Origin of the sequence: Kordiimonas lipolytica (assembly GCF_042651265.1) — a bacterium.
In the GTDB taxonomy this organism is placed as follows: Bacteria; Pseudomonadota; Alphaproteobacteria; order Sphingomonadales; family Kordiimonadaceae; genus Kordiimonas; species Kordiimonas lipolytica.
Map to the genome: position 1 here is coordinate 129165 of NZ_JBHSCR010000001.1, position 15274 is coordinate 144438.

Consider the following 15274-nt stretch of genomic DNA (forward strand, 5'->3'; position numbering starts at 1 on the left):
CTGAAGGCATGAGGCGCGACCCCCATAGCGTCGCGCCTAGAAATCAAATACAGCCCCAAGATAGAAGCGCCGACCTACCGTATCGTAAAATTCGGGGAATGTGTCCTGAACCGACCCACCGACGATACGGGGGGCATCCTCGTCGAACAGGTTACGAATGCCGCCATAGAAAGTGATATTCTTGTTCACCCTTACACGTGCCGCCACATCATTATAGAGAGCCGCCGGGATCCTTGCTTCAGGCAAATCCCCAAGCGCCTTATTGGTAATGGCTCGCCCCCGAAAACGCACATCCCAGTCCACAGTTACTTTGCCCATATCGAAGCTGACACCAGCCTGAAGACGGTGTTTTGGATATTTCGGCAAGCTGCGTAAATCTTCTATGGGGCCGTCTATGGAATTCTGCTGCTTGGCGTCCAGGTTTCGAGAATAGAGACCAGTGATCGACACGCCGTCAAGAAAGCCTGCGCTATCGCTCAGGTCCAGCATATACTGGAATTCGACATCATAGCCTTTCAGCCAGAACCGGCCTGCATTGAAGATGGTTCCCGTAACCGCCAGCAGGCTCCCCGTTGACTGATCGCGCTGGATATAAGGACTTCCGGTAACCGGATTATCGCCGCAAAACAGGTGGGTAAGCCCCTCGCTCTGGTAGCACACATCCAGAAGCTGGTCGGCGTCAAGGTTGACAATATAGTCCGAAACCTTGATGCGGTAAGTGTCTACCGAAAGTCTGAAACGACCAAGGAAACTATCAAAAACCCCGTCACTATCGATCGCAATGCCCCAAGTCAGGTTGGTGGATCGTTCCTCGGTCAGGTTAGGATTACCAAAGCTCTGGATATCAACGAAAGACTGAACTTGCGTGTAGCCGTCAGGAACACCAAGTAAACCTTTGCTTCGACAATTTTTGGCCAAAGTAGTGGCTTCAAATTCTTCAATTAAGCCGCATGGATCCTGAAAGGAATCGAAGCCACTGGGGCCACCCGCAAACAGTTCGGCGATGTTCGGTGCCCGCCGACCGCTCTGGTATGACAATCTGACAGACACACCACCACCGGTCGCCCAATAACCGCCTGCATGCCAGTTGATGATCCCGCTGGTGGTGGAGAAGTCTGAAAGACGCATCCCGAATGTCGCCGTCAGCTCTTCAGCAAATCTTTTGTCCTTCAAGAGCGGAGCCGTAACGTCGAAAAATCCTTCAATGGCATCAAAGCTACCGCTCGAGCCCGGAAACGCCAGCGAGCCGCTTACAGGGCGGGCCTCTAGCGCGGGGTCGGGTTCATCATCTAGCGCTTCGTGGCGATACTCGAGGCCCACGGTCAGCTTTGTGTCTTCATCCGTGAAACCATCGAGCGGACCTGAAATCGCAAAACTGAAAACATTCTGGCGAGTGCTGATTTTCCGGTGGGCATTCGGCGCCTTAAGGAAATCAATCTGTGCGTCGTTCCAGTGCCCAACCCCGAATGGGTTGATCAGGCTGCAGCCAACTGTCCGGCTACATAGGTCAGTATTGAGCGCAGCCTCATAATTACGGATATCAAGAAGCCCATCGCGCTCCTCATCCACTTCGTTTCGGCCGAACTGATAATAGACATCATAGGACCAGCCCGGCGCCATCATGCCCTGGAAGCCGATAAGCGACCTGAGCGTCCGGCGCGAAATATGGGTCCGGCGGGGCCCAAGCTCGACAATCCGCCGCGACAGGATCAGGCCTGCTGCATCCGACAGGCCCTGTGCCGCCAGCAGTGCCCGCACGGGGTCCGGTATATATGGGTTATCTAGCGGGACGGCAATCGGCGTGCCGTCATCGCCATTCAGGCCAGCGCCGACCTGCAACGGTATGGGCGCCAATTGCGAGACCACATTCGTGTCCGCCAGGCTGTTTTCAAACACCAGCTTATGCCCTGGCGCGATGTCATAATTCAGGTTCAATGTAGCGAATACACGGTCAATCGGCGTGATCAGCGTATGGTCTTCGGCGAAGTTATATATCTGATGCTGGCTGCCATCGGCCTCTTCGATGGCCGTCCCTGCCTCATTCAAATAATAGACCGCGTCCAGCGACTCGATACCGCCGTTTTGCAGGCTCACTCCTTGAATCAGCCCAGCGGGCGTGGTGCTGCTGCCACCAAAACCTCGGGTGAACACAGCCCCTTCCGCACCGGACCGTCGTCCATTCAGGGCGAAGCCACTTGGATTGGATGTCACGTCACGATCAGTCATGAAAAGACCGGACTGATCATCAATGGTCAGACTTGCAATGACGCTGCCGCGGCCTTCGGAAAACTCGTTACCGAATGTCAGGGTTGCCAGGATTTCCTCGCGGTCGCCGCGCTCGGTGATGCCGCCCTGAACCGCTCCGCTCCAGCCGTCAAGATGATCCTGCAGTGTGAAATTCACTACGCCAGAGACAGCTTCGCCACCATAAGAGGTTGCAGCACCCCCATTGATGATTTCGATCCGCTCAACAAGCGAGGCCGGGATGCTGTTAAGGTCAACGCCATACAGTGTCAAAGACCCCCCAAAAGTGGGTACAAACCGGCGGCCGTTTACCAGAACCAGGGTCCGCTCCGGCCCGATCCCCCTCAGATCAGCAAGGTTGAGCCCGGCCGGGGTGCCGAAAATTGTGGTATTGGCTGACGTGATATCCGACAGCATGCTGGGAAGCTCAAACAGGAAATCCGACACATTCACCTTGCCGCCGAATTGCATCTCCTCGCCGCCCATCGCCTGGGTTGGCTTGAATTTATAGTATGGCGGGTTACTGGTACGGGTGCCCACAATCAGCAGTTCATCAACGACTGCGGTAGCACTTAGGGACAGGTTGGTCGCTTCACCACCGGGCGAAAGGCCGCCGCTGCTGCCCACCGGTCGGCTGATTGCCAGCCTAACTGGCACAATCGCAAGCGTGTTGCCACCCACGTCAACCACCTGAAGACCACTGTTTGCCAGCAGAAGGTCCAAAGCCACTTTGGCCGAATACTGACCGGTGATGGCCGGGGCATCCTTGTTGGCGACAAGGCGGCTATCGAATACCAGGCCCAGTCCGGTCCGGTCCGTGAATTCAAGAAGGGCATCCGATAGCGGCTTGCCAGTCTGGTTGAATTCAACCGTGGTGTGAACACTGGCAACATCGCTCGTGGCGGCAATTTCAGATGCAGCAGCGCTGCCCCCGCATGCGAGAACCACCGCCAAATAAGATACCGATGTCAATACACTGCACTTCATCCCGAGCCCTTTAATGCCTCCCCGCTGGCACGAGTATCGCTTCTAGGACGATCTAATTCTCTTGTCTCGCATAAAGAAGAATTACACCATCCAATCGCTTGACTGCCACGATGGAGAAGGCCGATTCAAGGGCATCCACTACCACATCCTGATCAGTCAGGTTAAAGGTACCGGATACAGGCAAGTTCGCAAGATGCGCGTCTGCGATTTCTAGCGGCGCGTCGAAATAACGGTTCAGATCTTTGACCACGTCCCTGAGCGGCGTCTCATGGTACAGGGCTTTGCCGTTCCGCCACGCCATGACAGAACCCTGGTCGAAGCCCTCCACGACAGCTTCCTGACTGGACGTGTGATGCTCTGCCTGCTCGCCAGCATGAAGGCGCGCAATCTCACGAACATCATCTTCATCATCGGAACGCTGTGCCACGGACACAAGGCCAGAGAGCACCGACACGACATTCGACGACGCCCCTAAACGCACATTAAACTTGGTACCAAGCACTCGTACCTGGGTCTCGCCCGCGTTAACGATAAACGGTCGGCTCTCATCGCGTTTTACGCTGAAAAAGGCTTCTCCTTTTTCGATCGACACATGCCTTTCATCGTCTTCCAGGAGGGCTGTCACCCGCGTATCGGTATTAAGCTGAAGCACGCTGCCATCAGCAAGCGCGATAGTGGAACGCTGGCCCTTTGCAGTCTGGTAAGTCACAGGTTCGGGCGCCGACACCCACATGCTGACGGTCATCACTGCCGCCACGACAAATCCCGCCGCCAGTGAGGAAATCCCGGCCACCCAGCGCTGACGCTTGCGCTCTGCCGCGGCTTCATGAAGCTCGCGTTCAAATTCTTCCTGAAGCGCCTCTTCGCCAACCGCGTCAAGGTCATCGGCCATAGCTTGCAGGTCCTCATAGGCCCGTGCATGGCGCGGGTCTTCGTCCCGCCACGCAGCCAAATCTACATCCGCATGCGTACGGTTGTCGCCAGACATCAGCCCCACAGCCCAGCGGGCCGCCTGCTCTTCTATGTCCTGCTTCTTGGTCATCGTCATCACTTCAAGGCCTTTCGCCTATAGTCATCCCTCATCACGCCTTGCCACCCCGGCCCCGCCGCGTCTTGCGGGGCATGGGAAGAATGGCTGCGCCCGGTTTCCGTAGAAGCCGGGTTCGAAGGCGCTTGAGGGCGTCCATCATATATTTTTCAACCGTGCTCTCAGACACGCCCATCTCGCCCGCAATCGCGGCATAGGTCTTGTCTTCAAACCGGTTTTTGACGAACGCAGTCCGCGCCTTGTCAGGCAGCGCACGGATCGCATCCATCATCTCTCCCACTTCCTGTCTGTGCCCAAGAGCCTCTTCGGGTGTCGGATCGTCGGTCGGCAGGTCGGCGACAGTTTTTGAAACACTGTCATCATCCACCTGCACCTGGCGCCTGAGCACGCGACCACGGCGTTTCAGCTCATTAATGGCCAGGTTTGCCGCCGTCTTGAACAGGAGAGCCTGGGGGTTCTCAATTACTTCGACACTCGCGAAGCGGTAGACCCTCATATAAACATCCTGCGCGACATCAGATGCGTCGTCCGTATTGCCCAGCTTTTTAGTAATCCAGCCCACTAAAAGACCATGATTGGCCTTTATGCAGGCTTCGAGTGCGCGGATATTCTTGCGGCGGGCAGCCTCCTCCAGAAGCGGCTTGTCGCCACTCTCCTGCGCCTCGACCGGCGCATCCGTGTCTTTGACCAATTTGATATGTGGCGCTTTTCGCAGCACAAATAATCCCTTGCTTGCCTGACGCAGCCTTCGCTGGCCCTCCACCAGAAAAACGCTGCCTCTCGCCTCCGCCGACTGATCCGAAAAACCTCAAGCTCTCTGCGGCTTACAAACGGAAAACCGGACCCAGTTCCTTGGTCATAGATCGAACGTACTAGGCCAGCAACAAAAAAAGTTGGAGGGATGCCGCCAAACGGGCTGTCTTAGAGTACGAAACACAGATGGTGTTTCCTCTCATGTTTAAACTTTCCAAGCGGAGCGGGATACTTTCCCACTCCGCTATTTCTCTTGATTAAAATAAGTAAATACTGCCATAAATATTTATATTTACTTTAGATTATTTGAAATTTTATTTCAAAAATCCTCGGCGCGCACCTACCGTTACATAAAGACCACACATCACGGATAAAGACCGGATTTATCCACAAAGCCAGCCCCATGCGGGGCCAAATGACCATTTTTCTAAACCTTTGATATAGATTGCAAGTGTGGTTCCCCGTTTTCTGCAAGTGATTCGCCGTTCCAAAAGGCCCTGAACCACATTATGATCCCGGTTATGACCGAACCGCTGACCACATTCATTCTTGCCGGTGGCCGCTCAAGCCGGATGGGCCGGGACAAGGCAACCATCAAGGTCGGGGCGCGAACCATGCTTGAGCATGCCTGCAGCCTTGCCGCCGATGTGGGGAGCGACCGCATTCTGGTTTTGGGCCGCCCGGATCATGCACTGGGCGTGGCAGACGACCGACCCTATGAGGGACCCGCCAAGGCGCTTGCGACCCAACTGGCACACCTCTCCATCCCAGCGCGAATCCTTGTCTTGCCGGTGGACATGCCCTTTCTGAAACCCTTACATATCAACGTGTTACTTACCCAAAAGCATGGTTGCCATTTTGAAAGGCAGTATCTGCCTTTTGCTGCCCGGGTAAAAGAAAGCATCGCCTTTGATGGCGACCGTGTCCGTGACCTTCTGGCCGCCCTTGGCGTCACCAGCATTCAGGGCGATCCGGGCTGGGGTTCGGCGCTCCAAAACATCAACACTCCTGACGCTCTGGGCGGGCTGGACGGGCAATAGAATGCTGCGTCTTTTCGGGCACAGGGGCTCGAAAATGTCATATAAATTTCATTCCGTTACCGCTTGAATCTGCTGGACAGCCGCCCGCGTTAGTATAAGGTGCGTTTTGCATGGATTTGGAATCACTTGACCCAAGTCTGAATGCGGACTGCGACTGATCTGCTTGGTACCGAACTGTTTCCAAAAACGCCGTTGCCACGACTGACTTCGCTACTATTTGGAGACCACTAAGATGGCTAACGGTACTGTAAAATGGTTTAATACCACTAAAGGCTTCGGCTTCATTAAGCCTGAAGATGGCGGCAACGATGTATTCGTACACATTTCCGCTCTTGAGCGCGCGGGTCTTTCCGGCCTGGAAGACAACCAACCTGTTTCTTACGAGCTGGTTGAAGACCGCCGCGGTCGTATGTCTGCTGGTGAGCTGAAGCTTCGCTAACAGAATTCATACCGCAAGGTAGGAAAGGGACGGATTTTTCCGTCCCTTTTTTTATGCTCCCACGACAAGTCTCAGGGCAACCGGGCGCGGCGATTGGTCCCACTATGCGACCAGTTGCAATCCGCCTTCAGGCGTGGCAGGAAGATTGCCTATAAAAATAACTGCTTCGGGGGAAGCAGTCCGTCACACGGATATCGGGGATCACAATGAAAAAGACATCCATCACTCTCACGCTCGCCACACTTCTGTCCGGCACGGCGCTGGCCGCAGACATAAGCCCGAATTGGCTGCAGCACGCTGCCATCTCGCCAAACGGCAAAGATATCGCCTTCAGCTACAAGGGCGATATCTACAAAGTGCCCGCCAAGGGCGGTACGGCAATACCGCTGACTGTCAATGCCGCCTGGGAAGGCCACCCCGTCTGGTCGAAGGACGGCAAGCGGCTTGCCTTCGCCTCCACGCGGAATGGCAATATGGATGTCTATGTTATGCCCGCAAAGGGTGGGGACGCCACGCGGCTGACCTTCCATTCCGCTGACGATATCCCCAGCGACTTCTCCAAAGACGGCACAAGCGTGCTGTTCCAATCCGCGCGCCTTGACGCCGCCGCCAGCAGCCAGTTCCCTGCGGCGGCCTATCCCGAACTCTATCAGGTCAACTTGACGGGTGGCACCCCGGCGCAGCTCATGACCACGCCCGGCGTGAACGCCCGCTGGAACACACGTGGCGACAAGCTGATCTATCAGGAAGAAAAGGGCCGGGAAAGTGACCTCAGGAAACACGACCGCTCAGCCTTCGCACGCGACGTATGGATGTATGATGCCAGCACAGGTGCTCACACGCAGCTGACAACTGACCCAGCTGGCGACCAGGAACCCGTATGGGGGAAGAAAGACGACACCTTCTATTTCCTCAGCGACCGCAGCGGCACATTCAACGTGTGGTCCGCCAAGGTTGGGGGTGACGCCAGGCAGCTGACAAAGCATGACCTTCACGCTGTGCGCTCGCTTTCCGCCGCCAAAGACGACACGCTCGCCTACCTGTTTTTTGGTGACCTTTATACCGTCAAGCCCGGGAAAAAACCTAAGGCAGTGAAGGTGACATTCGCAAACGACGGTCACGGCACGGATGAGGAACGCCTGTCGGTCGCGGGCCGCATCGGTGAATTTGCTGTATCACCAAACGGCAAGGAAATCGCCTTCGTCTCGCGCGGGGATGTTTTTGTCACGTCCACAGACTTCGCCACCACCACCCGCATCACCGATACACCGGGCATGGAACGCAGCGTCAGCTTCACCAAGGATGGTGACAGGCTTCTGTATGCCGCTGAACGCGAAGGCAAGTGGCGCGTGATGGAAGCTGCACGCAAGTATGACGGCGAAAAATATTTCTTTGCAGCCACAGGCTTTGAAGAAACAGAGGCATTCGCAACAGACGAAGACGCCTTCCAGCCGTTGGCCTCCCCTGATGGCAAGAAAATCGCTTTCATCGGCACACGCGACAACATTCGCGTTTATGACCGCGACAGCAAAGAGATCACCACGGTGTTGGACGCCACGCACAACTATTCATATGTGGACGGCGACATCACCTTTGACTGGTCACCCGACAGCAAATGGATCACGGCGGACTTTGCCTCAAACGGGCGCCTATTTTTCACCAATGTCGCCATCGTGCCCGCAGACGGCAGCGAAGGCCCACATGACATCAGCCTGTCGGGCTACACAGATATTTCGCCCACATGGCATGAAAGCGGCGGAATTGTTTACTGGGCCAGCGCCCGCTTTGGCCAACGCGACCACGGCAGCCACGGCACCCAGTTCGACATGTACGCAAGCTTCCTCAACAAGGATGCGTGGGACAAGTTCAAGGCAAACAAGGAAGAGCTTGAGCTGAAAAAGGAAGCCGAGGCCGAAGCTAAAAAGGCCGAGGAAGCAGCCAAGAATGAAGGCGACAGCAAAGACGGCGACAAGAAAGATGCTGATACGGTAGAGCCGATCACCATCGAATGGGACAAAATCGAGGACCGCCAGGCGCGTCTGACCATCCATTCGTCCAACCTTGGCGGGGCCGTACTGTCGAAAGAAGCAGACAAGCTCTTTTACCTGTCGTCGTTCGAGGGCGGCTATGACCTCTGGGTACATGACTTCCTTGAGGATGAAACCAAGAAGCTCCTTCCGCTGGGGGCAGACCGCGCATCGATGACCCTCTCCAAGGACGGCAAGACCCTGTTCCTGCTGGCAGACGGCGCGCTGAAGAAAGTTGACGCCAAAAGCGGCAAGCCCGAAGGCATCAAAGTGTCGGCCGACCAGACCATCAGCGCATCGGCTGAGCGCCGGTATCTCTTTGAGCACATCTGGCGTCAGGTGAATGATAAATTCTACCGGCCCGGCTTCCACGGTCAGGACTGGAACGCCATGCGCCGCGACTATGCCAAGAAAGTGGACAGCATCAGCAATAACCGCGACTTCGCGCGCCTGATGGAAGAAATGCTGGGTGAACTCAACGGCTCGCACACTGGCGCGTATTATCGGGGCGGCAATGGCGGCGACAGCACGGCGGCACTTGGACTCTTGTTCGAAGCAGGCAGCTTCCGCGTGGCTGAAGTGCTGGAAGACAGCCCCGTTCTTGAGGCCGACACTGCGGTCACGGCCGGTATGACGCTCGCGGCCATTGACGGCCAAGCCCTGGATGCGGACACCAACATGTACGCGCTTCTCGCCGGCAAAGCAGGTGAGCGCACACGCCTGACGTTCCAGCCAGCTGAAGGGGACGCCTTCGATATCGTCGCGAAGCCCACGAGCCTGCGCGCCGAGGGCGGCATGATGTATGACCGCTGGGTGGAGGGCCGCCGCAAGCTGGTGGAGGAACTCTCGGGCGGGCGCCTTGGGTATGTGCATGTGCCAATGATGGCGGACCATGTGTACCGCAGCGTCTACCGCGATATGTTCGGCCGCTTTATGAATGCCGAAGCACTGATTGTGGACACCCGCAACAACCGGGGCGGTGACCTGACGAACGACCTGATCAAGCTTCTGAGCGGCAAACAATATATGACCAACATGCCGCGCGGGCGCGAAGCCCAGGGCGAGCCACTGACGCAGTGGACCAAACCGTCCATCGTTCTGATGAACGAGGGCAACTATTCCGACGGCCATTGTTTCCCGGCGGGCTATAGCGCACTTGAAATGGGCAAGACAGTCGGCATGCCCGTACCCGGCACATGCTCTTACGTTTGGTGGGAACGCCTGATGACCGGTGACCTTGTGTTCGGCATCCCGCAAATGGGCATCCTGGATATGGAAGGCGACTGGATGGAAAACAAACAGCTTGAGCCCGATGTGAAAGTGAAAAACCTGCCAGGCGACGTGGCCGCAGGCAAAGACGCGCAGCTTGAAGAAGCCGTGCGCGTGATGCTGCAGGATCTCGATGCCGCCCTGAAATCTGAATAAGACCAGCGGCATCCGAATAAGACAAAAAGAAACCAAGGGGACTTAGTAATGTCTAAAACCGTAATTGGCCTGACCGCAGCGGCAATCGCTCTCGCTGGTGGCTACTATTATATGTCCAGCCAGGGCTTACCGGAGCCTATCGCGCAACAGGAGCATCAGACAGCTGAGCACGCCTACGACCTGCAGACCCAGCGTGACAAGATCGCCAAGGTGAAGATGGATGTGGACACCAGCTTCCTGACGGATGAAGAGCGTGCAGTGATCAACAAGCTCAATGAAGCCGCAGAGCTGATGAGCGAGATTTACCTGCGCCAGCGCAGTGAAGACAACCCGGCGATCCGCGCGGAAATCGCGGCCTCAGATGCGCCAAACAGGGAGCTTCTGCTGGACATGTTCGACCTGCATTTCGGCCCATGGGATACGGTGGCGGAATCTCACCCCTTCTATGGCGACACAGAGATGCCTGCCGGCGCGGCCTTCTATCCGGCGGACATGACCAAGGCAGAATTCGAAGCCTGGTTGGAAGCCCACCCTAAAGACAAGGAAGCCTTCACCAGCCTCTATACAGTGATCCGCCGTGAGGGCGACAAACTGGTGGCCATCCCTTACCGAGAACATTACCGCGAATGGCTGGAGCCAGCCGCGAAACTGATGCGCGAAGCCGCAGACATCACCACGAACCCAAGCCTTAAAAAATTCCTGACATTGCGCGCGGAAAGCTTCCTGACAGACGATTATTTCGAAAGCGAAATGGCTTGGATGGACCTCAAGGACACGCCAATTGAAGTGGCGATCGGCCCCTATGAGGTCTATACAGACGGCATGTTCGGCTACAAGGCCGCCTATGAGGCCTTCATCACCATCAAGAACCCGGAAGAAAGCGCCGCCCTCGCGCGCTATAAAGACTATCTGCGGGACATGGAAGCTAACCTGCCGGTGGATGAAAGCTACAAGAACTTCAAACGCGGATTTGAAAGCCCGATCGCAGCCACGTACCAGATCCATGGCGGCGGCGACAATGTGCCGGGGGTGCAGACCATCGCTTTCAACCTGCCGAATGATGAGCGCGTGCGCGAAGCCAAAGGTGCCAAAAAAGTTCTGTTGAACAATGTTCTGGAAGCCAAGTTCAAACTGATCCTCGCCCCGATGGCGGAGCATATCCTGGCGCCATCGGACGCTGAAAAGCTGATGGCCAAATATATGGCCAACGAGACGCTGTTCCACGAGCTTAGCCACAGCCTGGGGCCTGGCACCATCACTGTTGACGGCGTGGAAACCACGGTGAACGCGCAGCTGAAGGAGCTTTATAGCGCCATTGAAGAAGGCAAAGCCGACGCGATGGGCGTCTATAATATCCTGTTCATGATGGAAAAGGGTGAGCTGCCGAAGGCCGAGCGTAACAACCTGCTGGCCACCTATTTCGTTGGCCTCTTTCGCGCCATGCGCTTCGGCATAGACGAAGCCCACGGCCAGGGGGCTGCCTTCCAATATAGCCTGCTGAAGGAAGACGGCGCCTTCACCACCGACCCTGAGACCGGCCGCTTCAGCCTGGACTATGACAAAATGGAAGCCGCAGTGACAGACATCGTGCGCCGCGTTGTGATGCTGCAGGGTGACGGCAACTATGACGCCGCCAAAGCCTTCCTTGACACATACGGCAAACTGGATGATGCGGCCAAGGCAGCCATTGCCCGCACCGCCGATATCCCAGTGGACATCCAGCCAGAATATCCAAGCAAAATCTAAGGACTTGGAACGACAGATATAAAAAAGGCGGGTATTTGCCCGCCTTTTTTGTCCTCACGCCGCCTTGCGGTGCTCCAGCGGCAAGGTGATCGTGAAGCGGGTGCCGCCGCCTTCGGCATCATCCACCCGTATGCTGCCACCGAGCTTGTGATAGACGGTGTTATAAACAATGTTGAGACCAAGACCGGACCCGCCTGCACCGCGGGCTGTGGTGAAAAAGGGTTCGAAAATCTTCTCACGGATATCGCTTGGGATGCCGCGACCATTATCGGTCACCTCAATCTGGACCTCTTTGTCACGCGCCTGGGCTTTCACCCTGATCTCTTTGTCGGCGCGGTCGGGCCTGTCGGAAAAGCCGTGCAGTGCACCGTTCATAATTAGGTTGGTCAAAATGTGCGACAGGTCCCCCGGCACTGTGTTCATGACCAGCCGGGGTTCCGCTTCGGCTGCCACCTTGACCCCTTCCTTCCTGAGCGTGGGCACCAGGCTTTCTACAATCTCATCGATATAGTCACCCACATCGATCTCACGCGTGTCGTCGGCTGACTGGTCCACTGCCACCATTTTGAAGCTGCGGATCAGATGCGCCGCGCGCTCAAGGTTCCGGCGCACGACAGTTGTGCCCTCGTCCGCGGTTTCCATGAAATTCATGAGGTCGGATTTCTTGATCTTCCCGCTGTCGACTGACCGTTTGAAACCGGTGAACACTTCCGCCATATGGGTGATGCTGGTGAGCGCGACACCTAGCGGCGTGTTGATCTCGTGCGCGACGCCCGCCACAAGGCCACCAAGCGAAGCCATCTTTTCGGACCGCACCAGTTCCTCCTGCGCAAGCTGGAGCGTTTCCATGGCGTCCTCAAGGTCTTTGGTACGCTTCTTGACCTGCATCTCCAGCATTTCATTGAAGTCGCGCAGGCCTTCTTCAGCCACGCGCCTGTCGTGGGCCTCCAACATGCGCAGGATCAGGTCACACAGGTAAGAAACGAACGCCACTTCGCTCTGGCGCCAACGGCGCTGGTACTTTTCTTCTGCCACCGCGATGGCGCCTACAACCCGCGGGCCGCGCATGATGGGAACGATCAAGATGGATTTGACGTCGCGTTCCCGCCCGTCGCCCGACCGAACTCCCTTCAGGAAATCAACAATCGTCACGTCCGGGACATTGATCGGCTCACCGCTTGCCAGTTTGTCAAACAGGGCCGGGCTGGTTTCCTTCTCGAGCCGCTCAAGCTCCATATGCTCATCCGTCGGCGCCCAATAGCTCTCCTGTGGGTAAAGCGCCGTGCCGTCCACATTCATCAGCCATACGTCAGCGCGCGTGGCCACAAGCGCTTTCGCCGCAACCTCCGTCATGATCAGATAGGCGCGGTCCTTGGTGCCGCTGTAGATCGCTTCCTCATTTGCAAGCTCAGAGGTTGCGCGTTCCAGGCGGGCGATACTATCCAGCTGGCGCTTCTTTTCAGACAGGTCGCGGATAAGCGTCAGCGTGCCGCCATCCGGCAGCGGCAGATCGTCAAGCGAGCAGAAGCGCCCCTTGCCGAATTCGAAAACGCCATCTTCTGCGCTCAGAACCAGGATTTCATCCAACTGATTGAGGGCATCAACCGCGGCTGGCTCATAGGCACGCAACATGTCCCGCACTTCATCGCGGGTCTTGCCAACCATGTCGTTGGCAAGAAGGCCGGGAAACAGTTCGCCGACGCGGTCATTAAATGACATGAGCCGGCCATCCGCGCCATACACGATATAGCCCACGGGCGACGGGCTCAGTTCTCCTTCATAAGGGTCCTTGGGCAGCATCAGTCGTTCCCGGTTCCCAGGGGCGTGTCCTGATAGCGGGTATAGATGTCACGGATTTCAGGCAACTTGCGGAAAAAAGTATCGATCAATTCCGGCTGGAAATGCTTGCCTTTTTCTTCCTGAAGAAGGGCATGCACCTTGTCTTCCGGCCATGGCTTTTTATAGCAACGCTCAGACACCAGCGCGTCATAGACATCCGCCAGCGCCGTTATGCGGCCCACAAGCGAGATATCCGTGCCCTTGAGGCCTTGCGGATATCCGCTGCCGTCCCATTTTTCATGGTGTTCATAGGCAAGGGAGGCCGCGACCTGCAAAAGCGCACGGTCGGAATGCTTGAGGATGTCATAACCCAGCTGCGCGTGGGTGCGCATGACATCGAACTCTTCCGCCGTCAGCTTGCCCGGTTTGTTCAGAATGGCATCCGGAATACCGATTTTACCGATATCATGGAGCGGCGAGGCAAGCCGGAATGTTTCCGCGTCATGCTCGTTCATGCCCATCTCAATCCCAAGCAGCTTCGAAAGTTCGGCCACCCGCTTCACATGGTTGCCGGTTTCCTTCGACCGGGTTTCCACCGCCTGCGCCAGCCGGTAGACCACCTCGCGCTGGGTATCAAGAAGCGCATTTCGCAGATACAGGTTTTCCACCGCAATCAGCACATTGCGCACGAAAATCTGGATCAGGTGGGTATCGATCATCGCCGGGCGGCCCTCGCCCACCAGATAGAGGATGCTGGCACGGCCCGAATTGCCGACAACCATCCCGACATAGGATCCATCGACCCAGAAACCATATTCGCCGCGGCCACGTTCCCGATGTTCTTCGATGGCGGCGGCAACCCGCGGCGGGAAATGCTCCCACGCCGACTTGCCCACATTACCCGCGAAGCGGCCTGTACCGGCCACCAGGGTCATTTCCTTGCGGTCGTGGGTTGCGGCGGCCGCGTCTTCGAGCGAAAAGGCCACATCGCGCCCTCCGGCCACCAGGGACGACACCTGCTTCAGCACGCCGTTTGCGAAATTGTCGAGGAACTGTTCCTTGAACATCTCAGCAGACGAATCGATCACTCGCACAAGGCCGCGCCTGCTGGCCTCAATGATATTGATGTCGCGGTAGCTCCTGAGCGTGGCATAAACCAGCGTGAACAGCTTGGTGGCCGACAGGTCGGTCTTTTCTTTATAGTCGTTGATGTCATAGCGCACGATGACGTCGCGTTCGGGTGCCTGTCCCGGCTGCCCGGTTCTGAGCACGATACGCACCATCGTGTTCCCGAGCTCATTCCGGATGAAATCGACCAGGTTCAGGCCAGCGTCATCACTTTCCATCACCACGTCCAGAAGGACTATGGCGATATCATCCACTTCTTCGAGTATCTTGCGGGCGGCAGCGCCGGATGTTGCTTCCAGGAACTGGATCGGCATACCGTCGAATTGAAAACCCCTAAGCGCCAGCTTGGTCGCGACATGAACGTCAGGCTCATCGTCCACGATCAGGATTTTCCAGGCTGACTGATCAGTATCCGGGGCAGCCCCGTCGTCATCTTCGATCAGCAGGTCTTCGTCGTCATCTTCTATAACCAAAAAGTCATCGTCCACGCGGTGTCTCCGCTTCTGGTGTTGATGGGGGCCGTGGGAACTTCCAGGCTGAACGCCTGCTTTTGCTCCTTCCCAAACCGCCTCCCGGGCAACTTTCCCTGAACGACTCCTGACATTTTTTCAGGTCATGCCAGCGTGGCACAAACCCTTTTATTATCGGTTAATCCTAT

9 protein-coding genes are annotated in these 15274 nt (G+C 56.6%); 4 read left to right on the forward strand and 5 right to left on the reverse strand.

The window, feature by feature from the left end; translation table 11 throughout:
* Positions 1–36: 36 nt before the first annotated feature.
* Genes ACFO5Q_RS00600 through ACFO5Q_RS00610 form a run of 3 tightly spaced genes read right to left on the reverse strand, consistent with a single transcriptional unit; the run spans position 37 to position 4997 of the window.
* Positions 37–3231 (reverse strand): TonB-dependent receptor domain-containing protein, encoded by a 3195-nt coding sequence (locus ACFO5Q_RS00600; protein ID WP_068150677.1) that lies wholly within the window; start codon positions 3229–3231, stop codon positions 37–39.
* A gap of 52 nt (positions 3232–3283) precedes the next feature.
* The gene (locus ACFO5Q_RS00605) at positions 3284–4273 is read right to left on the reverse strand and encodes a FecR family protein (RefSeq protein ID WP_197421221.1); all 990 of its coding nucleotides are present in this window, start codon (positions 4271–4273) and stop codon (positions 3284–3286) included.
* Between the two features lie 40 nt (positions 4274–4313).
* A complete protein-coding gene (locus ACFO5Q_RS00610; protein ID WP_068150685.1) occupies positions 4314–4997 on the reverse strand; it encodes an RNA polymerase sigma factor in 684 nt (227 codons plus the stop codon).
* A 556-nt stretch (positions 4998–5553) separates the two neighbouring features.
* On the opposite strand from ACFO5Q_RS00610, the gene mobA reads away from it, so the two are divergent.
* The 4 genes from mobA to ACFO5Q_RS00630 all read left to right on the forward strand — a co-directional run bounded on the left by mobA (position 5554) and on the right by ACFO5Q_RS00630 (position 11709).
* A complete protein-coding gene (gene mobA, locus ACFO5Q_RS00615; protein ID WP_197421223.1) occupies positions 5554–6072 on the forward strand; it encodes a molybdenum cofactor guanylyltransferase in 519 nt (172 codons plus the stop codon).
* 232 nt (positions 6073–6304) lie between these two features.
* Positions 6305–6511, forward strand: a complete 207-nt coding sequence (locus tag ACFO5Q_RS00620) for a cold-shock protein (RefSeq protein WP_068150689.1) — start codon at positions 6305–6307, stop codon at positions 6509–6511.
* A gap of 206 nt (positions 6512–6717) precedes the next feature.
* Positions 6718–9963 carry a S41 family peptidase gene (locus ACFO5Q_RS00625; protein ID WP_068150691.1) on the forward strand — a complete coding sequence of 1082 codons (3246 nt, stop codon included), beginning with the start codon at positions 6718–6720 and terminating at the stop codon, positions 9961–9963.
* Between the two features lie 48 nt (positions 9964–10011).
* Positions 10012–11709, forward strand: a complete 1698-nt coding sequence (locus tag ACFO5Q_RS00630; RefSeq protein ID WP_068150695.1) for a dipeptidyl-peptidase 3 family protein — start codon at positions 10012–10014, stop codon at positions 11707–11709.
* Between the two features lie 54 nt (positions 11710–11763).
* Here ACFO5Q_RS00630 and ACFO5Q_RS00635 read toward each other — a convergent pair whose 3' ends face one another.
* Positions 11764–13509 (reverse strand): GAF domain-containing sensor histidine kinase, encoded by a 1746-nt coding sequence (locus tag ACFO5Q_RS00635; RefSeq protein ID WP_068150698.1) that lies wholly within the window; start codon positions 13507–13509, stop codon positions 11764–11766.
* Positions 13509–15104 carry a response regulator gene (locus tag ACFO5Q_RS00640; RefSeq protein ID WP_068150701.1) on the reverse strand — a complete coding sequence of 532 codons (1596 nt, stop codon included), beginning with the start codon at positions 15102–15104 and terminating at the stop codon, positions 13509–13511. The genes ACFO5Q_RS00635 and ACFO5Q_RS00640 overlap by 1 nt, the downstream gene beginning before the upstream one ends.
* Positions 15105–15274 lie beyond the last annotated feature (170 nt).